Raw genomic sequence first — 19,696 nt, forward strand, 5'->3', positions numbered from 1 at the left:
AGGGAACCGAGTAACTGTTCGTGTCCAGGTCGATTGCGCAGTCCGCCTGGACCTTGCGCACGAGATCCCGCAGCTGCCCAAACGGTGCCCGTCCGCCCAGAGGGCGAAGCGCCATGGCTTCTTCGGCAAAGCGCTCCGCAGGAGCCACGCCGGTCGTGCCATGCACACGCTGATCGGCAATCTCGCGTGTCCACCGGTCCAGATGCGCCTCGAACGCCGCCCAGTTCTCGACCGGCGGCCGGCAATCGCATTGCGCTTGACATAGCCGACCCCGCGTTCGTCCTTCCCCTTCGTACGCGCCCGGTAGGGCGCACAAGCCCGCGGCGTAAATCCCCAGTAGCGGGCAAAGGTGTGCAGCCTCACATTGAACCGCACCTCCCGCGTCGTCGCATCGTGATGTTCGACCAGCGCCTTCGGATTGTCGAACAGCACTTCCGTTGGAACCCCGCCGAAGCGAAGGAAGGCTCCTTCCATCCCCTCGAACCAGTCCGCCTGGCGCTCCCGAAGCGAGGGACGGATATGCAGCCGACGCGAGTAACCCAGCGTCGCCACAAACAGGTGCACCCGAACACGCTCGCCGCCGATCCACGCCCGCGTGTCGCCAAAGTCGATCTGCATCTGATGTCCGGGCGCCGTCTCAAACCGAACCGTCGCGCGCTTCTGCGCCCTCAACTCCCGACGCCAACCCTGCACCCGAAGCTCCACCGACCGAAGCCCTATAACGATCCCATGTTCGCTCTCCAGTTCCTGGCGCACCACATCGGCGTTGCCGCCATGGCGGAAGAAGCGCTCTCGCAGCCAATCGTCCAGCCCGTCAAACGCGGTCCGCCGCACAGGCTTGCGAAACGGAAAAGTCCCGCCCTCGCGCAGATACCGACGCACCGTGTTGCGCGCGCATCCGAATTCCTTCGCAAGTCGCTTCGCTCCCCAGCCAAGCTCATGCAGCCGCAGCATCGCTGCCACTTCTTCAGCCTGAAGCATCTCCTCTCCCTGCATCGTTCTCGACAATGCAGGAATCGCCGAAATCTCAACCGTCATCCATGCCTCCTCTCATAACCGAGGGGGGTCAGTTCTTCATTTCGTCAGGGGGTCAGTTTCTCAATTCGGCCGACAGTGGCTGCGGATCAAAACCTCCCAGTCCTTCCAGTTCCGGCGCATGCTGTCACGCATCACGCGCTTGCGGCCGCCTTCGATTACAACGCGCGTTCCGCGCCGGCCAAATGCGTAGGCGCCGGCATAGACCGGATTGGTCAGCATGTGGTGCAGCGTGTGATAGACCGGCACCTTCCATTCAATCGCGTGTTTGCCGCGGCCCTGAACGACGGCCGGAACTAGAACTTGCTCCTGCCGGAACCAGAGCAAAACCTGCCGGATCGACTGCAACTCGGCGAACTTGCGGAACACCAGAGCAATGCCGTCCTGGACACGACGATCCGAATCCTTGTCGAGCTGCCCATCATCCGCTTTGACATAGCCGACAGCCACAGTCAGCAGAAGTTCCCCCCGGCGCGCCTTCTGCCTGAGCGCCTCGATGGAGCGCTGCCGGAATACCGAAAGCTCCATCTCGCTCATCGTGCCCTTCATGCCAAGCAGCAGACGATCGTTGATCAGACGCGGATCGTAGACGCCATCTTCATCTACGATCAATGTCCCGACCAACCCGCAGAACTCAAGCAAGGTGTGCCAGTCACGGCCGTTGCGCGCCAGCCGCGACGCCTCCAGCGAGACGACCGCTCCGACACGACCTTCGCAGATGGCCGCCAACAGCTTCTCAAAGCCGGGCCGAGCCGTGCCGGCGCCGGATCGGCCGAGATCGTCATCGACGATTTGCACATCATCCCAACCCAACTGCCGAGCCCGCTCAGCTAGGCCATATTGGCGACGCTGGCTCTCAAGGTTGTTTACGACCTGGTAGGACGTTGATTGCCGGATGTAGATGATGGCGCTGCGGCAAAGGTGCTCAGCGGTAATCTTGCTCATCACCCGCCTCCTTCCGGTTCGGGATCGACAGTCCGACGCCCGGCACGGACGCTGCTTCGACGAGTAGAGACTGCAACAGCACCACCGCCTTTACGCGTTCCTCGCCCGACATCTTGGCCGGCGGTATGGTGGGCACAAACAAATCCAGTTGGGTGCGCAGCGGATTCTTCATCGGCATGTCCTCCTCCGGAGATCGAGTCTCTTGGAAGAGAGCCTACGAGATGATCGAGAAGTGCGCGAAGTTCGAGGAGGTGTGTGAGCGAAAGTCGGGGCGCGGCAACGATCGCAACCGAACTGGCCTGTGGGGCGGCCATCCAGTCCGGAAGATGGAAGCTTCCGCCGTGCGGCTGCCGAACCAAAAGGTGGCGGATGCCGTCATGATCATGCTCACCGACCACCGCAACGGTCTGCCCAACCAACGGATGGAATGGATAGGTGACGACAACGTCGAAGCCCGGATTCCCGGCATTATGACGCTGCTTCCGACGGTGGCGCCGAGCACTGGGCCGTCATCGGGTCGCTGATCGAAACCTGCAAACTCAGCGGTGTCGAGCCGCTCGGCTATCTTGCTGATGTCCTCACCAGGATCGTCAACGGCCACCCCAACAGCCAGATCGATGATCTGCTGCCATGGGCCTACATCCGGGCCCCGGAGCTCGAGGCCGTGGCCTGAGAACAGCGCTTACCCAGGACCGGCCGGTCGAACCGTTTCATCGGAATGGCCAGCACCTGTTCGATGACGGGCAGCGCGGTTAGATCGTAGTGGGCGGCATACTTAAGGAAAGAGCGAAGTGCCGCCAGGCGGGCTTTGCGAGTACGGGCGCCGTTGCTCCGCTCCTTCTCCAAGTGGTCGAGGAAGCTCAGGATCAACTGCGCATCGAGGTCGGCCAGGGTCAGCCGGGTGGGCGCCTTTCCAATCGTCGCCTCGGCGAAGTCAAGCAACAATCGGAAGGTATCGCGGTAGGCGGGCGCGAACTGACGGCCCGCTGATTGCCCAGATGCTCGACGAAAAAGCGTTGCAGCAGGATGGGGAAGGACGATGCCAGCTTGGGGTCAGTCATGATGACCCCCTCCAACCGTAGAGGCGAACAGCTCGAACCGTTTGCCAGCGACCGCCATGAGTTCCGGGACGCCGGTCAAATACCAATAAGTATCGGAAATCTTGGCGTGGCCGACATAGGTCGAGAGCGCCGCCATGTTCTCACAAACCTGCTGTTTATTCATCTTCAATAGGCTGAGCTTGACCCGTCATTGATGTTGTGGCGCTCGGTGCCCTTGAGCGGGGGATTAAAGATGCTGACGAGAACCAGATCCTTGTCCCGGCTCCCGCGCAAATAGTGCTCGTCATGCTTATCAAGCACGTAGATGTCGCCTTTGCGAATGGGAAAGACATTGCCATCCATGTCCTCGATCTCGCCCTCCCCCGCAATGCAATAGCATGCCTCCAGGTGGTTGCGGTATTGAAGCAGTGAGACGGTGTTGGCGCGCACTACAGTGTGACACACGGTAAAGCCCATTCCGTCCTTTTTCGTCAGAAGACGGTGGCTGGTACCATTACCCCACTCAACGAAGTGATCTGTGGCTTCAACATCTTTCAGGCTGCGTACGAACATGGTGTTCTCCGTATAAGAGGCTTAACAATATCGGCAGTGCGAGTTCAACCAGGTTGAGGAAGGTTCATTTCTGCTACCTGTCGGCTTACTTCGAGCGCATTGCCGCTGAAGCGGAGTCCCTGAAGCCGAGGACTGAGGCGAATCACCGTCCCCTGCATTCCCGGGATCGCGACACGCTGGCTGATTGCGCGTACCGAATACCTCGTGAAACATGCCGACATCAATCGCGCCTGTCGTGCACTCAACTGCACCAATCTTTGGCGACGATAACCTCTTATCTGGTGCTACCGCCGATAGTGGGCGGGGAGTATGGGACCGCAGCCTGTTCCGCCGAGGGTCGGAAGTGGTGTGATCGACCAATTGACTAAATCGACCGCACGCTGAAGGATGAACTTTGTCTGAGCAAAGCTGGGGGAAGCGGCGGTGACATGTCCGATACAGTCTAGGTGATTGCCTTTCCTGACGAACGGCGTCTTCGGTTTAACATACAGTCTCACCTCGGCGACACCCGGTACGGCAGCAGCCCGGCTGACGCCCTCGATTGAATCGAGGATGCCATCGCCATCAGGGACAAGAAAGCGGGTGGCCGCAGTCTGCGAATGCCTTCTGCCCAAATTCCATTCGTCACCGATGACAATCTTGATGTGCTCGCCAACGAGATCGATACCGTGCGCCAGCTGAACCAGCTGAGGATCCCAACCGGCAAGACGAGGATTGACCTCAATGACGACTGGGCCACATTTTGACCACCGAAATTCAATGTTCGTTGGCCCCCAGCCAAGGCCGAGAGCTCGCAAACAGCTTAGAGAAACATCGACGATCCGCATATGATCGTCATCCGTCAGCACAGCTGGGTAGGTGAATTCACTATAGACAAAATGCGGCGGCGGACCGAAGCGATTGCCAGTAATCCCAATGATCTCATTGCCCATTATTTGAGCAGTGTAGCTGGGGCCTTGCGCGAATTCTTCAATCAGTATTCTCGGCGAAGACCGCCATGTATACTCCCCGCCGAATAAATAGGCCGTATGTTCAACCAATTCATCGACGTCTCGGCACAGTCGGACACCGCGGCTGCCGCTGCCTACGGCTGGCTTAACAACCGCTGGCAGCCCGATCTCGGCAACAGAGCTTTCAACCTCCGTAGCATCGCTTGCGAGGCGATAAGTAGGCATCGGAACGCCGGCCTTGGCCAAGAGCTGACGCTGAGCGAATTTGTCGCAGCATTGTTCAATCGATGCTGGGTTCGGTCCGGGTAGATCGAAATGCCGGCAGAGCTTGCCAACTGTCGCATAGACCGCCTCGTAGGCGCTCGTAATACCAGCAATGTCATAGGTTGCACCCAGCCGGGAACATTCGTGGACCAGCGCATCCAGATTGCATGTATCGACACGGATTGCCTCAATTGCTTCCGCCGCAAGATAGTCGTAGCCATCTGGATCAGCCGATAGGGTAATTGGATGGAGCCCAAGACGCTGGGCTGCTTTTACGTAGAGCAGACCATTGCTCCTTGTGCCTTCAACCAGGATGAGCGCTCTTTTTGCCATTCGCGGTGACCCTCCGTTGCGTGCTGGGCGGCGATCCGAGACGTAAAATTGGCCTCGGCTTTTTCAGCCGTGCCTGATCTCAGACTTGTGGTAAACTTAGTCGTTGTGGGCGATCAGCGGTCGTGAAGATTGTGTAAATTTGGTTGAAGGATCTTTTTGGGCCATGTCGCAAAGTTTTCTTGTTAAGTCGCAGGGAAATGGCCGGTGAGAACGCTGTGTCGGTCACACGCGGGGTGGGTTGTCAAAGAAGCGCTACCCGATGACTTTCGAAACCTTCGACGACGTGACTGAACACCTTCCCCGCTTCATCATCGAGGACGTCTACAACGACAGCAGGCTCTATTCGGCGCTCGGCTATCTGAGCCCGCAGCAGTGCGAGGATCAACACATCCGGCAGACTGGCAAAACAGCAGCCTGATCACTGTCCACCCTCAGGGGCGCGCACTCCAGCCGAGTTCTGACTTGTCACCCCGCCTCGATGGAGCAGCGATATCCCGCCCGTCAGAACGAGCAGAGGCACGTCTCAAGTTTGATTCTCACCTCACGTTGTCTGGCGGCTGGTATCCGCCTTCCTTGTAACGACCGAAATGAAATGCATGCCCAGCCCTTGGCGAGCTCTGCTAGCGCAGCCAGACCGCCAAATCAGAAAGAGCACGCTACCGAAATAGGCCAACTGAAGGAGCAGCAAACAAGCCAGCGTCGTGACGACTACTGTGCCGATGGAATGAGAAGCGAAGTAGACAGTCAGCGCGGTGCTGCACAGCACCAGCCCCAGGACGCGACAAAACATTCTAAAGGGCAACGCCGTTCTCCTAGTTTTGTCTCCTCAGATCATGCTGCGACCTGGTCGGCCGCAACATGGGTCTGGCAGTTCTTCGGGCAGACGCGGGCGCAGGCTCCGCAGCCAATGCAGCGGCCGGCATGGTCGACGACCATGATCATGCGATTGAGCTCGCCGTCGAAATCGTCGTCTTCACCGTCGCAGGCGCCGAGGATTTCACCCGCGTCATCGACGCCGTAAAGATGCATGACCTCGCGAGAGCAGACTTTGAAACAGCGGCCGCAGCCGATGCAGGTCGTGCCGTCTATAGCGGTGAGATATTCCGGTACCCATCCGGAGCCGTCGCGGGTGATAAATGTGCTCGTCATCGTAACTTCTTCATTGCAGCGAGCGCTCTCTTGGCACCATCCAACTCGGCAAAAACGGCCGACGTTTGTTGGGCAACTTCCTCTATCTCCGTCCATTTTCCCGGGAGATTCTCTGCAAGGTCGCGCAATTTCATCTTGGCAATTGCCGCGCGCAGCTGAAGCTTTCGGACTTTCTTCCCCATCTCATCTAGCTTTGACATAAATCCTTCCTCGAAATCTGTTTCTTCACGCCCGTGTCACGTCGGGATAGGCTTCAATGGCTGCAGTCGCATCGTCGACCAGTTTCGTACCGGCCTCCGAGCTTCCTGAACGTCTCGAAGCCGAACCGGTGGATGTCTCGACAGAGCGACCAACCGCCCGGCCGTGAAAAGCAATCGTCCGAAGCCCCCATGGGTTTCATCTCCATCATTGGCGATGTCACCGGGCCGGAGCGCTCCTCGATCGCAAGCCCCACGGCGGTGTAGAACATATCGAGCCTCCACAGCACGGCCGGATCGGGATCCCCTATGGTGGGGAGTGCACGACGTTGTTCCTTCGTGACGATGAAGTCGGCCAGCAGCGTGGCGTCCGATTTGCCTTCCCATGAGCCGTAGGACTCCTGAGCACGGATCAGCCGCACGAGGCATTTTACGAACGGGGTGGCAAGCGCCGCCTCGTCCTCGTTGACAGCAGGGCTGACCGCGGCTTCAGGCATTTCATATTCTCCTCATTGCAGTCCTCTTCCTCGATGGACGATTTCTTTTTTCGGGGACGCCTACTTCGGCCACAATTGCGCAGCCGGCGCCCGGCTCGGGGCGGCCGATTCCACGCAATCGATGTCCCAGTGGCCGACCTTGAACACGTCCTCGACTGCGAGGTCTTCCACCCCGGCCGGAATTCGCGTCGAGCATCGCTTCCGCCGTGATGCGGCCGGAGGTCATCGCAAGATTGGAGCCTCGAACCCGCTGCAAGCGATCCACACTGTGCTGCATGGAACCGACTTGCTGCGGCCGCGCCAGGGAAATGGACGAATTGGCCAGTACACATTCCAACCATCACCCCCTTTTACGGGGGGCGCTTTGACACCTTCGGCAAAAAATTCTTTTGCGGTGCCGCGCAGAGAGCGCCGTGACAAACCTTTTCATCCTTGTAGTTGGCCAAGGCCTGTAGCAACTCCGGTAGAAGGTGCTCTTTCAGTTCGTCAGGGATAGGCTCCGGACCGTCCAGCGACTTCAGTGCCAGCTCGACCAACTCGATCGCGCGATTTTTGTTGCCGCTCTGATGATAATACCGAGCGACCGCCGGATAAGACCAAAACTTTGGGCTGTCGCCTTGCGGGGGATTCAGTGCCAGCACGTGTTCGGACAGCTCTTTGCCTATCGCGAAGCGCTCAGGAGACGGAAAGCGCGAATGGTCAAGGTTCGGATGGAAGAGTTGGTCTAGCGCCGCGATCATCCAGTCCTCGGAGTTTCTGTCGATCGCGTCGCGAACCAATTGGTGCATGAGGGGCAAGCCGGTCCACATGTCGTGCATTTTGTGAAGCACCAGATTCGCATGAGCCAGGCGGAAATTGAGGTTGTCCGGCAACAAGGCAATGCCCTCTTCGATCGCCGAGAGCGCCGTCTTCCAATCCTCTGTCTTCACCGCCGCCCAAAATCTGTCATTGATCGGCTTCTTCAACGCTTGTTCGCGCGCCATGGGTTCGTTTTTGGCGATCCGCTCCGTATCGGCGGATTTCGCTTGATCGCTGGTGCGCCAGCTGCCGTTAAGCACTTTCGGCAAGACCTCATCGAGTTCCGTCGGATGACCGATAAAGGCGATGTGGCCGTCTCGGTCGACCACGAACGAGGTCGGAATCCCGACAGAAAAGCTGGGTTCCATCCAAAGCTTGTTCATTTCGCCTGTGTAGTCGAACGCGATCCGAAAGTTCAGGTTCGAGCACTTTTCGGTCAACGACGCGTCCAACTTGGTTCGAGCCTCAACGGCCGTTGGAGCGTCTTCATCAGCCGCGACGCCGACGACCTCAAGTCCGCCGTCCTTGTATTTTTCCTGGAGCCGCATCAGCTCGAGCATCTCCGCCACACATAGTTCGCACCAAGTTGCCCAAAATTCGACGATATAGACTTTGCCGGGCTGGAAGTTCGCAAGGGGCTCGCCACGCAGCCAGTCCTCCACTTTGATCGAAGGAGCCGGTGACCCCATCCGCAACATCATTTTGCTCTCCAAAGCTGTTGCCAAAGGTTACGTGACCTTATGCGCAAGCTTGTTCCCCCTTTGAGACGGGGCACGAGGGTTCAACGAAGGGAGAGCATCGCTCGTATTGCGCATCTGCGTGCAGTCAGCCTTCACTCAGTGTTGCTGAATCTCAATTCGCAAAGGCCGTGCCAACGCCATCAGCGGGCAGTAAGCGCATGAATTGCTAGAAAAAGCCTCCAAATGCCAAGATGGCCGGTTGTATTGAACGCGACCTGTTTTCTGATGCTGTCAGGTTTTCGACAAGCATCACGCGCTTCGCGTCGGCAGAAAAGCGTGGCGCGGACCACTCAATATGCATCCGGGCCGAGGGACGAGGCCGATGGACATCATGACTGTGTTGGCTACCGTCAGGCTCGTCATCATCGTCCGCTTCACGCCACCGGCTTGAGCGTCTTGCCGTTCCGGTCCGGAGGCGGTAGCGATCTCGCCATTTGCGATTGCAAGGGGCCGCTCCATCCGAGCGCAGTCTGTGCCCCCTCGCCCACCTTGCGATTGAATTCCTGGGCTGGCGTCATGGGAGTTCTTCACGACCGAAGCCGGTCCAGCTGTAGCTCGCCAATACTGCTCCTCAGAACGACGATAATGATCATGGCGGAAGAGGCCAGGATGAGTGCCGGCCTGTGCCGGCGGTGAACTCTGCGGATTCCTGCTTTGTGTTTATCTTCTGTGTTCCTGGTGCTCAGGTGCAACGGGACCTCGCGGCGCGACGTGAGCGTTGGCGGAATTGCAAACCCGAAGACCGCTCGGTCGCCACGCAGGTTGGGCCGGACCAACGGGAAACGCTGGAGATGCGGCTGTCCGCCACTAACCCGGGCTACCATCCAAGAGATAACAAGGCGATTGATGCCATCGTTCGCGCCGACGCGGCAAGAGCCCGGCCGTCCCAACTCGAAGGTCGGTGCCTTGCCACTCTTGCGGTGGTCAGCTCCCGGCCAGTGTGAGGGAAATCGTGATAACGCCAATACGATGCGGCTACGGTCCGAACGCGGCCTGCCGCGCTGAAGCGACTCTCTTCTCGACCTGACGCCGACCTAAAGCGGTGGTTTTGAGTGCATTGAGGAGCGCCTGTACCTCTGCGCGGCCATTGGGCTCCGCGTTACGGATCATCTCGGGCGAGGAGAACCCCCGAGCGCGCGTTAGAGACGTCCGGGATGTCTCGGCGACGGCGCTTGCAGATTCGAGCTTCGCGAAAGTTGCGCTTTGCGCGATCTTCCTCCGACTTGGCATCAGGATAGGTGACCCGGGGGTAGAGCTTCGAACAGCATCGGTGCTGCTTCAAAACCCGTCAGCGAGCCAAAAACAGCGGCAATGGCGGCTTGCCAACTATCCATCTTGTCACGCCACCGAAGAGCCGCTCGCGCAGCCGGCGGCTGCCATAGGCACCCATGACAATCATGTTGGCAGACGTGTCGATTGCGTGCTGCGCGAGCACCGTGGGCACCGGTTTGCCGGCGCTCGGCAGCCGGTCGACCAACACTCGAGCACCATGCCGAGTGAGATAGGCAGCGATGTCGGCTCCCGGCTCGGCGCCGCTTCCGCTGCAGGTCGCCTCGGGATCGACGAGGGCGACACGAACTTCCTCAGCACCGGACAGCAGATCTAGCGCTTCCCGAACCGAACGGGACGCCTCGACTCGCGAATCCCAGCCGACGAGCACGCGCCGTGGAGACAGAGTCGGCTCAGCGCCCTCCGGCACGACAAGCACCGGCTTTCCCGTATCGAACAAGCTGCCGATTGATAACAAGAGGCCCGAGACGAGTGTCGTTAAGAGTGCGGGGCCGATGATTGTCAGGTCGGTGCAGAGCGCCCGCTGTCGTACCGCGTCACCGACGCCAGCCTTGTCGCAGTGTTCGGTATCGACATCATAGCAGCGCCACGTGGCTCTCAGCAGTTTGTGAATTTCCCTGGATGTCTTTTCCAGGTTGGCCATGTCCTGTGAAAATCTCTCGATTTGCCTATACCGTTTTTCCAGTGCGGCAATTGCGTGTGCGCGTTGTCCAGGCCACTCGGGAATGCCATCGCCCAGCGGCGGAGGCGACACAGCGAGCGGCGGAGGCGACATCACCAGTACGGAAAGATACGCGCCGACTTCGGCACACAAGCTGGCAGCTGTTCTGACATCCTGATCGGAGTGGTCAGCTCCCGTCACACTGAGTACGCTTCTGAAAGCCATTTGACTGCCTTTTTTAGAGTATGTCGTAGCTGTAGGCGCGTTTCGAAGCCGCAAGACTTGCCCTCAGCACCGCGGAAATGCGGAGTGGCACCACATCGGTTATCTATTCAGCCGTCCGGCCACTCGAGCGAGTAGCCGGCCGACCTGACGGTACGAATGACGCTGGAGGGGGAGGCCGCCTTCAGCGCCCTTCTGAGCCGGCTGATATGGACATCAACGGTGCGTACACCGACATGGATATTGGCCGGCCAGGCCGCGCTGATCAGCTCGTCTCTGGTGAAGACCTTGCCGGGACTCTCAAGCAAAAGCCGCAGCAGGTTGAACTCGATCGGCCCAAGGTGGACTTCGTGGCCATTACCCCGAACCCGGTGGGCATCGAGCCTTATCTCAAGATCGCCACAGGAGATCCAGCCGCCGTTTTCAATCCCGTTTGAACCCGGCTTCGGCAGCGCCAGCTTCGTCCGTAGACAGTCGAGCAGCTTGGCCGGCGCGAAGGGCCGCACAAAGCTCTCGTCAATACCAGCCTTCAAGAGATCCAGGTGCTGGTTCTCGGCGCCGGGCGCGATCAGCGCAATTACGGGCAGGCCGCCGGTCCGGGGCTCCCCCTTGAACCGGGCGCAGATTGTGGAGCCTGTCGCGCTTGTTGGCTGGCAGTCCAGCACCACGGCCTTCGGCTCCCGTTCACTGGCCAATGCAAGCGCCTCCTCCACGCCGCCGGCCAGTTGAATCGTGAAGCCGTCCACCTCCAGAATGTGGCTGTGGACCAGATAGAACTCCGGATCCTGCGAACAGATCAGGACCAGTGGCTTCATCAGCGCTACCCCAAGAACCACATCGGCCTCAACAGCCTCGATTGAGAGGGCTGGCCATCGCATGTCCTCAAGGCCTGACATGATCCCCTTGATCGAAAATCGGTTCCATCACGCCCGCGCCACCTCGGGATGAGCCTCAATGGCTGCGGTCGCATCGCCGGCCAGTTTGGTACCGGCCGCAGCGAGTTTCCGGAACGTCTCGAAGCCGAACCGGTGGACGTCGCGCAGGGTCTTCGACAGAACGACCAACCGCCCGGCCGTGAGAAGCACGCGCCCGAAGCCCTCATGGCTCACCTCCATCATCGGCGATGCCATCAGGCCGGAGCGTTCCTCGATCGCAAGCGCGACGGCGGCGTAAAAAATCTCGAGCCTCCACAGTACGTCCGGATCGGGATCGCCGATGATCGGGATCGCGCGGCGCTGTTCCTTGGTGATGATGAAGTCGGCCAGCAGCTCGGCGTCCGATTTGCCTTCCCAAGACCCGTGGGAATCATGAGCCCGGACCAGCCGCACGAGGCATTTCACGAACGGGGTGGCAAGGGCCGCCTCGTCTTCGGCGACAGCAGGGCTAACGACGGCGTCAGACATTTCCGCCCACTCCTCATTTCAGTCCTCGTCCTCGAAGGACGGTTTCTGTTCGGCGACACCTGCCTGCCTCAGCACCTTGCGCAGCCAAGGGGGAGGACACGTCCTGAGCATCATCTGCGTGCGCAACAGCACCTCTTGGATGGTTTGGGGGTGCGGCACTTTGATCGGATGAATTTTTGCCGAAACAACCTTGGCTGCGGAAGGCCCCCCGATAGCCAGACAAAACAGGAGATGACAGCCCTTCAGCGCCTCCACCTTGGGGGTGATGCGGTCGTCGCCCTCAGTCCGATGCTTCCCGCTCTCGTCGGAAAGGTCATCGAAGGCCACGGCTTCCACGAGATTCCACTCCTCGCGCATCACGTCGTAGACAGCAAAGCGCCTGGCCGACCCGAAATGGGCGTTGAGGTTCTTCATGTCCTGCGTGGCGATCGCCACGCGCAATGCGCCGGCTTGGCGTTCCGGCGTCTGTGTGTGAACCTCGTCAGTGACGAGCGAGAGGCGACGAACGGAGCTCATCTGGCATTTCTCGCTTACGGAGTGGATCAAGCGCCTCAGGCGTCGGCGCGTGCCGGTTGGCTTCAAAGATGTGGGCAACCTCGAAGATCAGGTCGCGGGTCCCCTGATAGAGGATTGTGAGCTTGTGCTGGCTGCCGAGCCGGTCGAAGATCGGGAAGCCGACCCGCATGAGCGGAATGCCGAGGCGCTGCGCCGCCTGGCGGCCATGGGAATGGGTGACGAGAAGATCAGCGCCGGCGCCAAGAGCTTCCAAATCGCCGAGATCGCCGATCTGAACAGACTGCGCCGGTACTTCCTCCAAAATTTTCGACATGTCGGTCGTGGTGACCGCCGCCGCGATTTCGGAGCCCATGCCGATGAAGAAGCTCGCGAGTTGGTAGAGTTGGTCTGGTTCAGCAGCGATCGCAATTTTCTTGCCTCCAAAGTGGAAATGTCCATCGAGCAACGCGTCCTGCAACTGCGCCCGGCGACGGCGCACCCCAGCCGGCGCCGCCGCGCCCGAAACCGCAGATAGCAGAGAGACGAACCGGTCGGCGTCCTTCAATCCAGTCAGCGACCGGAACAGCACGTAAGGCACGCCGGTCAACCTCTGAAGCAGCTCGGCCGGGCGGCGCATATGCTCACCGATGACGATGCATTGCTCGGCCGTGCCAAGCTCGCGGATATCCTCGACGCTGGTGCCGCCGTAGGTGGTCGTGATCCAGCGGTCGGGCACCGTACCGTCGAGCGAGCCGGAGACGTCCGGCAGAATCACGGGCTTCAGTCCAAAGCTTTCAATCATCTCGCGCAAATGCTCGATGTCAGCCACAGTGAGGTTCCAGCCAGGCAGGATCACGATCTTCTTCGACTGCCGCGCCTGCTCGCCGGGCCGCGTAATCCTTTCAATCATCGCGGTGACGGCCTTGGCCCAGCCCTCTTCGATCGCGCCGTCGAAATCCGGTGTGTTGGCTAGCACCACCTCCGTACCCGCGAGTTCTTTCCTGCGCTTCAGCCTGATATTGGCGACATCGCCTGCGCAGTCTTCGCCCCGCGCTTCCACCAGCGCCGTGGTGCAAACCCCGATCAGCGTTGGCTTTGTGCGGGCCTTGAGATTGAGGATCGCCTCTTCCAGATGGTCTGCCCCGCCGAGGATCGTCGCCACCTCGTCCATCGCCGTCGTCTGCAAGGGGATGGCTTCCTTGAAATGCCGCACGAACAGCACGAGCGCAAAGCTGGTGCACCCCTGGCTGCCGTGGAACAACGGCATCGCGCCGTCGACGCCAAGAAAGGCCAGGGCGGTACCCAGCGGCTGCGATGACTTCAGCGGATTGACCGCCGCCGCTTTGGTCTGGGGAAGGATGCGGACCATCGGCTTTCCTCAACACTCACCGAAATCGTCGGCCGTCGTGCCGGCGAATTCCTGGACAGCATGCAAGGTCGCGGTCTCGCTTTTCGTGCTCGGCAGTTCCTCCCTCACCGCAGGCTGGCAATCCCATGGTGCCGGTTCCCGCACCTGGCGCCAGATCGGGTTATGAATGGCGAGGTCGATCTGGCGTACGAGTTCCACCATGCCGTCATAGCCGGCGTAAGGATGTTGGCGCTCCTGGTTGATATCGAGCCAGGGTGTCTTGGCCTTCAGCGCGATGAACTGCGTGCGCCCGCCCGACAGCATAATATCGGCCTTGTGTTCTGACAGCATGGCGTAAAGGTCACGCGGCGTCATCTGCTCGAACATGTGGTTGTCGTCCTTGAGGATCTGCTTGATGCGCTCCTTGTCTCCGGCGGTCGACTTCTTGACAGAGGTGCCGACGATCTTGATGCCGATCTCCATCAGCGCATGGACGACCGACCAGGACTTCACACCGCCGGTGTTGAGCAGCACGCGCTTGCCTTCGAGCCTCGGCCGGTAGGCCGCGAGCTTCTTCCATGCGATCGCCTCCTCATCTGCAATCAATGCCTCGGTGCGGCCGAGCATCTCCGGATCGGCACCCTTCTTCACGAGCAGCTGAGAGATCTGTCGGAGCGCTTCCGAGGTGTCGGTGATGCCGTAGAAGGAGCCCTCGAAGAACGGAATATCCCAGCGCTGCTCCATCTTGCGGGCGAGATTGATGAGCGCGGTCGAGCACACCATCATAGCCGCCCGGGCGCGGTGCGCGGAGGCAACGTCGAGGTAGCGCGCGTCGCCCGGAATGCAGGCGCGCACCCGGATGCCCAGCCGGTCAAGGAGCGGCTTCACCAGCCAAAATTCGCCCGAGAGGTTGAATTCGCCAAGGATATTGATGTCGTAAGGGCCGGCATCGTCGGGCTCCACCGTGCCGATGACATGATCGAGCAACGCCTGGCCGGCAAGCTTGTTGCCGAGATTCTTGGAGCCGACGAAGCCCGGCGCATTGACGGGCACCACCGGCAGGCCGAACTTTTCCGCCGCGCGCTTGCAGACGGCCTCGATGTCGTCGCCGATCAGCGCCGTCACGCAGGTCGGATACACGAAGATAGCCGGCGGCCCATACGCTTCCTTGATCTCGCGGATCGCTTTGAAGAGCTTCCGCTCGCCCTGCCCCATCACAACATCGAGTTCGGTGAGGTCGGTCGTGAAGCTTGTACGCCACAGCGTTGGCCCGGACGAAGCCGCACCGCGGTTGTCCCAGGAATTGCCCTCGCAGGCGAGCGGCGCATGGATCAGGTGTGCGACGTCGGTGATCGGCTGCAGCACGATCTTGGCGCCGTCGAAGGCACAGCCGCCGGCCGCCGCCCCGGGGGTCAGTGGCTTCGAACAGCCCTTTTTGCGCGCCTTGGCATCCTTGCCGCGGTTCTGCTCGCAGGCAGGCTCGTTGAAGACATCCTGGATTTTCGCTCTGAGCAAGGACATTGCGTCGGTCTCCAAAGTCCTCGGGAAGACGACCGGCCAAAGCCGACCGTCACGCTTAGCGGGTGAGGTCATACGAATAGTCCGTCACGCCCGTCTCGCTTGTCTCGCGATCGAGCTTGTCGAAGATCTGGTCGAGGATCGTCGTCAGGACGCGCAGCCCGCCTTGGTAGCCCATGAGTGCAAAGCGATGGTGATGGTGGCGATCGAAGATCGGAAAAGTCAGCCGGATCAGCGGCGTGCCCGTGTCGCGCTCCAGATACTTGCCATAGGAGTTGCCGATCAGCAGGTCCACCGGCTCGGTGAAGAGCAGCGAGCGCATCGCCCAGAGGTCCTTGCCCGCCCAGACTTGAGCACCCTTGCCGAAGGGCGATGATGCAAGCAGCTCCTTCAACTCCGCTTCCCACGCCGAGGTGCCGTTGGTGGCGAGGCAATGGGTCGGCTCGCCGCCCGTCTCCATGATGAAGCGGGCCATGGCGTAGACAAAGTCCGGATCGCCGTAAATGGCGTATTTCTTACCGTGCAGCCAGGATTGGCTGTCCGCCATGGCGTCAACAAGTCGGCCGCGCTCGAGGCGGATTGCCTCGGGGATTTGCTTGCCGGAAATCGCGGAGACCTCCATCAGGAAGTCGTCGGTAGCCTTGACTCCGAGCGGGTAATGGAACGAGGCAGTCGCCTGCCCGACTCCCTCGCAATACTCCAATGTTTTGCGGGTGTTGTAATGCTGCAGCGACAGCGTCGCCGCGGCGTTGAGTGCCTTTCTCACGTCTTCGATCTTCGTGCCGCCGTCATACATGCGGTATTCGCCGTCGGACGGCGTGTCGAACTGGTCAGAGGCGTCTTGGATGAAGGTATAAGACACGCCTATCAGATCAAGCAGGCGCTTGAGTTCCCGGTTGTTGCCGACACAGAAGCCGTCGAAGCCCGGAATGATGTTGATGGTTCCCTCGGCTTCCGTTCGCTCCTCGCCTTTCCAGAAATGCTCCAAAATGCCCTTGACCGCGACGTCATAGCCGTCGACATGGCTGCCGACGAAGGCCGGCGTGTGGGCGAAGGGCACGTCGAAGTCGCGCGGGACCGAGCCTTCGTCCTTGGCGTTCTCGATAAAGCTGTGCAGGTCGTCGCCAATGACCTCCGCCATACAAGTGGTCGAGACGGCGATCATCTTCGGGTCGTAGAGTTGGTACGTGTTGGCGAGCCCGTCGACCATGTTCTTCAGGCCACCGAACACTGCCGCGTCCTCGGTCATCGAGGAGGAAACTGCCGAAGCAGGCTCCTTGAAATGGCGCGACAGGTGCGAGCGGTAGTAGGCCACGCAGCCCTGGCTGCCGTGGACGAAGGACATGGTTCGCTCGAAACCGGCGGCCGCGAACACCGCGCCGAGCGGCTGGCAGGCTTTGGCGGGGTTCACGACAAGCGCTTCGCGAGCGAGGTTCTTTTCGCGGTATTCCCACGTCTTGGTGAATTCGCGTTGGTCGGTAACGATCTGGTCCGGGTGCGGACATTCGAAATTCAGCCTCTTCTCGGCGAGCATCTGCCTGTATTCCGGCTCGCGGAACAGGGGCGCATGGTCGAGAACTTTTTCAGCCGACTGCGGCATGGATGGTTACCTCTTCTCCATCTGGCCGCGCCATACGGCGGCACAGGGACGTCGAAACGTTTCAGGTCTCCCGCGGACAAAGGGCCACAGGCGTTCAACGGCCGCCCGGCTTCCGGGAGGCCAGGTTTTTCATTCGGCTGCGATCGCCGCCGACGGCTCGGCTTTTTTCTTCCAGGGAGCGTCGTAGAGGCCCCAGACCGGGTTGTTGATGGCCAGATCCATGTCGCGGGCGAAGATGGCGAAGCCGTCGTAGCCGTGATACGGGCCGGAATAATCCCAGGAATGCATTTGACGGAACGGTATGCCCATCTTCTGGACCGGGTACTTCTCTTTGATGCCGGAGCCCACGAGATCAGGACGGATCCCCTCGATGAACTTCTCCAGCTCGTAACCAGTCACGTCGTCATAGATCAGCGTGCCCTTCTTCACGTAATGGCCGGTGCGCTGATAATCGTCGTTGTGGCCAAACTCGTAGCCAGTGCCGACAATAACCATGCCCAGGTCCTCATATGCCGTGACAACGTGACGGGGGCGCAGCCCGCCGACATAGAGCATCACCGTCCTGCCTTCGAGGCGCGGCCGGTACTTGGCTATGACCGCATCGACCAGGGGCCGGTATTTGGCGATGACCGCCTCGGCCTTGGCCTCGATTTCCGGTCCGAAATGCTTGGCTATCTTGCGCAGAGAGGCTTCAGTCTGGGAGGGGCCGAAGAAATTGTACTCCATCCAGGCGATGCCATACTTTTCCTCCATATGCCGGCAGATGTAGTTCATCGACCTGTAACAATGGATGAGATTGAGCTTGGCCTTTGGCGCTCGCTCTATTTCGGCCAGCGTAGCGTCGCCCGACCAGTTGCCGACCACGCGCAGGCCCATCTCCTCGAGCAGGATGCGCGAAGCCCAGGCGTCGCCACCGATATTGTAGTCGCCGATCACATTGACATCGTACGGGCTGGCCTCGAACTCGACGTCCTTCTTCTCGAACACCCAGTCGCGGATCGCGTCGTTGGCGATATGGTGGCCGAGTGATTGCGAGACGCCGCGGAAGCCCTCGCAGCGCACCGGCACGATCGTCTTTTCGTGCTCCTTGGCCTTGTTGCGGGACACCGCTTCGGTGTCGTCGCCAATCAGGCCGATCGGGCATTCGGATTGCACACTCATGCCCTTGTTCAGCGGAAACAGTTCCTCGATCTCATCGATGATCCGTTCCAGCTTCTTGTCGCCGCCGAAAACAATGTCCTTCTCCTGGAAATCGGAGGTGAACTGCATCGTGACGAACGTGTCGATGCCGGTCGTGCCGACGTAGTAGTTGCGGCGTTGCGACCAGGAATATTGCCCGCAGCCGACCGGGCCGTGCGAGATATGGACCATATCCTTGACTGGACCCCAGACCACGCCTTTCGAGCCGGCATAGGCGCAGCCGCGAATCGTCATCACTCCGGGGATGGACTTGATATTCGATTTGACCTCGCATTCGGAAAGGACCTCGCTTTCCTCGCCAGCCTCGTCGCCGCTCTTTGCGACGCTGAGGTGCTTTTTGCGGCGCTTCGCCGCCTTGTCAGGATATTGCGACAGCACCTCCTCGATAAGCTTCGCATGGAGGGCGCCGTCATTCTCGTATTCCAGGCTCATGAGACCCCTTTCAAGGTTCAGGGTGACGCCTCACCAACGAGGCGCCGTTCTTTGAAAGGCGCGCCACGTCAGGCCGCGCCACCAGTCAGTAGCGGTCGTTACCGTGCGGCCGCCTTCGCCGCTTCCTTGACCTGAAGCTCGGCAAGCATCTGCTCGTCCGTCTTCATGATGCCGAAGTCGAGCAGCATGTCCTCGAGCTCCTCCATGGTGATCGGGGTGGGGATGGTGCCCTGGCCCGAATTGTTATGGATCTTCTCGGCCAGCGCCCTGTATTCCCCGGCCTGCTTGGAGTCCGGCGCATACTGGATCACAGACATCTTCCTGAGCTCGGCGTGCTGGACGATGTTGTCGCGCGGCACGAAGTGGATGAGCTTGGAATTGAGCCTCGAAGCCAGCGCTTCGGCGAGGTCGAGCTCGCGGTCGGTTTGGCGCTCGTTGCAGATCAGGCCGCCGAGCCGCACGCCACCCGAATGAGCGTATTTCAGGATACCCTTGGCAATGTTGTTGGCGGCATAGAGCGCCATCATCTCGCCGGACATGACGATGTAGATTTCCTGAGCCTTGTTCTCGCGGATCGGCATCGCGAAACCGCCGCACACTACATCCCCGAGCACGTCGTAGGAGACATAGTCGACATCGTCATAGGCGCCGTTCTCCTCGAGGAAGTTGATCGAGGTGATCACGCCGCGACCGGCGCAGCCGACACCCGGCTCGGGGCCGCCCGACTCCACGCATTTGATGCCTTTGTAGCCGACCTTGAGCACATCCTGGAGTTCGAGGTCTTCCACCGAACCTTCCTCTGCCGCGAGGTGCAGGACCGTATCCTGCGCCTTCGCGTTCAGGATCAGGCGGGTGGAGTCGGCTTTGGGGTCGCAGCCGACGATGAGGATTCTCTGCCCGAGGTCGACAAGGGCGGCGAGGGTATTTTGGGAGGTGGTGGACTTGCCGATGCCGCCCTTGCCGTAAAAGGCGATCTGACGCAAACCTGACATGTAGCTTTCCTTCC

Annotated in this window: 22 protein-coding genes and 3 pseudogenes; 3 read left to right on the forward strand and 22 right to left on the reverse strand. The window is 60.2% G+C overall.

The features are described 5' to 3' along the window. From istA to NKJ12_RS28805, 4 genes and pseudogenes are all read right to left on the reverse strand, one after another. Positions 1–1,038, reverse strand: a pseudogene (gene istA / locus NKJ12_RS28790) (IS21 family transposase); the annotation flags it as partial. 60 nt (positions 1,039–1,098) lie between these two features. Continuing rightward, the gene (locus NKJ12_RS28795) at positions 1,099–1,980 is read right to left on the reverse strand and encodes a recombinase family protein (RefSeq protein WP_352706778.1); all 882 of its coding nucleotides are present in this window, start codon (positions 1,978–1,980) and stop codon (positions 1,099–1,101) included. Then, positions 1,961–2,158 carry a hypothetical protein gene (locus NKJ12_RS28800; protein WP_352509784.1) on the reverse strand — a complete coding sequence of 66 codons (198 nt, stop codon included), beginning with the start codon at positions 2,156–2,158 and terminating at the stop codon, positions 1,961–1,963. The genes NKJ12_RS28795 and NKJ12_RS28800 overlap by 20 nt, the downstream gene beginning before the upstream one ends. Positions 2,159–2,258: 100 nt before the next feature. After that, positions 2,259–2,378: pseudogene (locus NKJ12_RS28805) on the reverse strand (hypothetical protein); the annotation flags it as partial. Between NKJ12_RS28805 and NKJ12_RS28810 the strand changes: the two are divergent. Together NKJ12_RS28810 and NKJ12_RS28815 are read left to right on the forward strand one after the other, a co-directional pair. Beyond that, entirely contained in the window at positions 2,358–2,504 is a 147-nt protein-coding gene (locus NKJ12_RS28810; RefSeq protein WP_352706780.1) for a hypothetical protein, read from the forward strand. The pseudogene NKJ12_RS28805 and the gene NKJ12_RS28810 overlap by 21 nt on opposite strands. Then, positions 2,456–2,653: pseudogene (locus tag NKJ12_RS28815) on the forward strand (transposase domain-containing protein); the annotation flags it as partial. The gene NKJ12_RS28810 and the pseudogene NKJ12_RS28815, both read left to right, overlap by 49 nt. On the opposite strand, the gene NKJ12_RS28820 reads toward NKJ12_RS28815, so the two are convergent. From NKJ12_RS28820 to NKJ12_RS28835, 4 genes are all read right to left on the reverse strand, one after another. Beyond that, on the reverse strand, positions 2,617–2,922 hold the full coding sequence (locus NKJ12_RS28820; RefSeq protein WP_352706783.1) for a site-specific integrase: 306 nt from the start codon (positions 2,920–2,922) through the stop codon (positions 2,617–2,619). The pseudogene NKJ12_RS28815 and the gene NKJ12_RS28820 sit on opposite strands and share 37 nt — an antisense overlap. 111 nt (positions 2,923–3,033) lie before the next feature. Next, entirely contained in the window at positions 3,034–3,204 is a 171-nt protein-coding gene (locus tag NKJ12_RS28825) for a hypothetical protein (RefSeq protein WP_352706785.1), read from the reverse strand. 2 nt (positions 3,205–3,206) lie between these two features. Next, positions 3,207–3,593 carry an ectoine synthase gene (locus tag NKJ12_RS28830; RefSeq protein ID WP_352706787.1) on the reverse strand — a complete coding sequence of 129 codons (387 nt, stop codon included), beginning with the start codon at positions 3,591–3,593 and terminating at the stop codon, positions 3,207–3,209. A 284-nt stretch (positions 3,594–3,877) separates the two neighbouring features. Next, complete coding sequence (locus tag NKJ12_RS28835; protein WP_352706789.1) at positions 3,878–5,140, reverse strand: ATP-grasp domain-containing protein; 1,263 nt, start codon at positions 5,138–5,140, stop codon at positions 3,878–3,880. A 259-nt stretch (positions 5,141–5,399) separates the two neighbouring features. Here NKJ12_RS28835 and NKJ12_RS28840 point away from each other — a divergent pair, with 259 nt between their 5' ends. Further along, the gene (locus NKJ12_RS28840; RefSeq protein ID WP_352706792.1) at positions 5,400–5,558 is read left to right on the forward strand and encodes a hypothetical protein; all 159 of its coding nucleotides are present in this window, start codon (positions 5,400–5,402) and stop codon (positions 5,556–5,558) included. 123 nt (positions 5,559–5,681) lie between these two features. On the opposite strand, the gene NKJ12_RS28845 is transcribed toward NKJ12_RS28840, so the two are convergent. From NKJ12_RS28845 to nifH, 14 genes are all read right to left on the reverse strand, one after another. Then, a complete protein-coding gene (locus NKJ12_RS28845; RefSeq protein WP_352706835.1) occupies positions 5,682–5,930 on the reverse strand; it encodes an exopolysaccharide production repressor protein in 249 nt (82 codons plus the stop codon). A 41-nt stretch (positions 5,931–5,971) separates the two neighbouring features. Continuing rightward, the gene (fdxB, locus tag NKJ12_RS28850; RefSeq protein WP_352706794.1) at positions 5,972–6,289 is read right to left on the reverse strand and encodes a ferredoxin III, nif-specific; all 318 of its coding nucleotides are present in this window, start codon (positions 6,287–6,289) and stop codon (positions 5,972–5,974) included. Beyond that, entirely contained in the window at positions 6,286–6,489 is a 204-nt protein-coding gene (locus NKJ12_RS28855) for a CCE_0567 family metalloprotein (protein ID WP_352706796.1), read from the reverse strand. Before NKJ12_RS28855 ends, fdxB begins: the two co-directional genes overlap by 4 nt. A gap of 53 nt (positions 6,490–6,542) precedes the next feature. Then, positions 6,543–6,983 carry a DUF269 domain-containing protein gene (locus NKJ12_RS28860; RefSeq protein WP_352706799.1) on the reverse strand — a complete coding sequence of 147 codons (441 nt, stop codon included), beginning with the start codon at positions 6,981–6,983 and terminating at the stop codon, positions 6,543–6,545. A gap of 350 nt (positions 6,984–7,333) precedes the next feature. Further along, positions 7,334–8,482, reverse strand: a complete 1,149-nt coding sequence (locus NKJ12_RS28870) for a TlpA disulfide reductase family protein (protein ID WP_352706801.1) — start codon at positions 8,480–8,482, stop codon at positions 7,334–7,336. Between the two features lie 1,327 nt (positions 8,483–9,809). After that, positions 9,810–10,697 (reverse strand): universal stress protein, encoded by an 888-nt coding sequence (locus NKJ12_RS28875; RefSeq protein ID WP_352706803.1) that lies wholly within the window; start codon positions 10,695–10,697, stop codon positions 9,810–9,812. 107 nt (positions 10,698–10,804) lie between these two features. Then, entirely contained in the window at positions 10,805–11,509 is a 705-nt protein-coding gene (locus tag NKJ12_RS28880; protein WP_502905751.1) for a response regulator transcription factor, read from the reverse strand. Between the two features lie 108 nt (positions 11,510–11,617). Continuing rightward, a complete protein-coding gene (locus tag NKJ12_RS28885; RefSeq protein ID WP_352706806.1) occupies positions 11,618–12,097 on the reverse strand; it encodes a NifX-associated nitrogen fixation protein in 480 nt (159 codons plus the stop codon). An 18-nt stretch (positions 12,098–12,115) separates the two neighbouring features. After that, positions 12,116–12,613, reverse strand: coding sequence for a nitrogen fixation protein NifX (nifX, locus tag NKJ12_RS28890; RefSeq protein WP_352706808.1), 498 nt, complete (start codon positions 12,611–12,613; stop codon positions 12,116–12,118). Beyond that, positions 12,579–13,961 carry a nitrogenase iron-molybdenum cofactor biosynthesis protein NifN gene (nifN, locus tag NKJ12_RS28895; protein ID WP_352706810.1) on the reverse strand — a complete coding sequence of 461 codons (1,383 nt, stop codon included), beginning with the start codon at positions 13,959–13,961 and terminating at the stop codon, positions 12,579–12,581. Before nifN ends, nifX begins: the two co-directional genes overlap by 35 nt. 9 nt (positions 13,962–13,970) lie before the next feature. After that, positions 13,971–15,461: a nitrogenase iron-molybdenum cofactor biosynthesis protein NifE gene (nifE, locus tag NKJ12_RS28900; protein ID WP_352706812.1), complete on the reverse strand. Its 1,491-nt coding sequence runs from the start codon at positions 15,459–15,461 to the stop codon at positions 13,971–13,973. 55 nt (positions 15,462–15,516) lie between these two features. Continuing rightward, positions 15,517–17,058 carry a nitrogenase molybdenum-iron protein subunit beta gene (gene nifK / locus NKJ12_RS28905; protein ID WP_352706815.1) on the reverse strand — a complete coding sequence of 514 codons (1,542 nt, stop codon included), beginning with the start codon at positions 17,056–17,058 and terminating at the stop codon, positions 15,517–15,519. Positions 17,059–17,187: 129 nt separating this feature from the next. Continuing rightward, complete coding sequence (nifD, locus tag NKJ12_RS28910; protein WP_352706817.1) at positions 17,188–18,690, reverse strand: nitrogenase molybdenum-iron protein alpha chain; 1,503 nt, start codon at positions 18,688–18,690, stop codon at positions 17,188–17,190. 98 nt (positions 18,691–18,788) lie between these two features. Then, the gene (gene nifH, locus NKJ12_RS28915; protein WP_352706820.1) at positions 18,789–19,682 is read right to left on the reverse strand and encodes a nitrogenase iron protein; all 894 of its coding nucleotides are present in this window, start codon (positions 19,680–19,682) and stop codon (positions 18,789–18,791) included. Between the last annotated feature and the right edge of the window lie 14 nt (positions 19,683–19,696).

The sequence above is a fragment of the Mesorhizobium sp. M0195 genome (genome assembly GCF_040322115.1).
Lineage (GTDB): Bacteria > Pseudomonadota > Alphaproteobacteria > Rhizobiales > Rhizobiaceae > Mesorhizobium.

What these genes read in the sequence shown, in the direction of transcription:
- nifX (WP_352706808.1), bottom strand. Translation starts at nt 12,613, where the DNA reads ATGAGCTCCGTTCGTCGCCTCTCGCTCGTCACTGACGAGGTTCACACA.
- NKJ12_RS28875 (WP_352706803.1), bottom strand. Translation starts at nt 10,697, where the DNA reads ATGGCTTTCAGAAGCGTACTCAGTGTGACGGGAGCTGACCACTCCGAT.
- NKJ12_RS28800 (WP_352509784.1), bottom strand. Translation starts at nt 2,158, where the DNA reads ATGCCGATGAAGAATCCGCTGCGCACCCAACTGGATTTGTTTGTGCCC.
- NKJ12_RS28860 (WP_352706799.1), bottom strand. Translation starts at nt 6,983, where the DNA reads ATGCCTGAAGCCGCGGTCAGCCCTGCTGTCAACGAGGACGAGGCGGCG.
- NKJ12_RS28845 (WP_352706835.1), bottom strand. Translation starts at nt 5,930, where the DNA reads ATGTTTTGTCGCGTCCTGGGGCTGGTGCTGTGCAGCACCGCGCTGACT.
- nifK (WP_352706815.1), bottom strand. Translation starts at nt 17,058, where the DNA reads ATGCCGCAGTCGGCTGAAAAAGTTCTCGACCATGCGCCCCTGTTCCGC.
- nifN (WP_352706810.1), bottom strand. Translation starts at nt 13,961, where the DNA reads ATGGTCCGCATCCTTCCCCAGACCAAAGCGGCGGCGGTCAATCCGCTG.
- NKJ12_RS28840 (WP_352706792.1), top strand. Translation starts at nt 5,400, where the DNA reads ATGACTTTCGAAACCTTCGACGACGTGACTGAACACCTTCCCCGCTTC.
- NKJ12_RS28855 (WP_352706796.1), bottom strand. Translation starts at nt 6,489, where the DNA reads ATGTCAAAGCTAGATGAGATGGGGAAGAAAGTCCGAAAGCTTCAGCTG.
- NKJ12_RS28795 (WP_352706778.1), bottom strand. Translation starts at nt 1,980, where the DNA reads ATGAGCAAGATTACCGCTGAGCACCTTTGCCGCAGCGCCATCATCTAC.
- NKJ12_RS28870 (WP_352706801.1), bottom strand. Translation starts at nt 8,482, where the DNA reads ATGATGTTGCGGATGGGGTCACCGGCTCCTTCGATCAAAGTGGAGGAC.
- nifD (WP_352706817.1), bottom strand. Translation starts at nt 18,690, where the DNA reads ATGAGCCTGGAATACGAGAATGACGGCGCCCTCCATGCGAAGCTTATC.
- NKJ12_RS28885 (WP_352706806.1), bottom strand. Translation starts at nt 12,097, where the DNA reads ATGTCTGACGCCGTCGTTAGCCCTGCTGTCGCCGAAGACGAGGCGGCC.
- NKJ12_RS28880 (WP_502905751.1), bottom strand. Translation starts at nt 11,509, where the DNA reads ATGAAGCCACTGGTCCTGATCTGTTCGCAGGATCCGGAGTTCTATCTG.
- nifH (WP_352706820.1), bottom strand. Translation starts at nt 19,682, where the DNA reads ATGTCAGGTTTGCGTCAGATCGCCTTTTACGGCAAGGGCGGCATCGGC.
- NKJ12_RS28825 (WP_352706785.1), bottom strand. Translation starts at nt 3,204, where the DNA reads ATGAATAAACAGCAGGTTTGTGAGAACATGGCGGCGCTCTCGACCTAT.
- NKJ12_RS28835 (WP_352706789.1), bottom strand. Translation starts at nt 5,140, where the DNA reads ATGGCAAAAAGAGCGCTCATCCTGGTTGAAGGCACAAGGAGCAATGGT.
- NKJ12_RS28830 (WP_352706787.1), bottom strand. Translation starts at nt 3,593, where the DNA reads ATGTTCGTACGCAGCCTGAAAGATGTTGAAGCCACAGATCACTTCGTT.
- NKJ12_RS28810 (WP_352706780.1), top strand. Translation starts at nt 2,358, where the DNA reads ATGATCATGCTCACCGACCACCGCAACGGTCTGCCCAACCAACGGATG.
- nifE (WP_352706812.1), bottom strand. Translation starts at nt 15,461, where the DNA reads ATGTCCTTGCTCAGAGCGAAAATCCAGGATGTCTTCAACGAGCCTGCC.
- fdxB (WP_352706794.1), bottom strand. Translation starts at nt 6,289, where the DNA reads ATGACGAGCACATTTATCACCCGCGACGGCTCCGGATGGGTACCGGAA.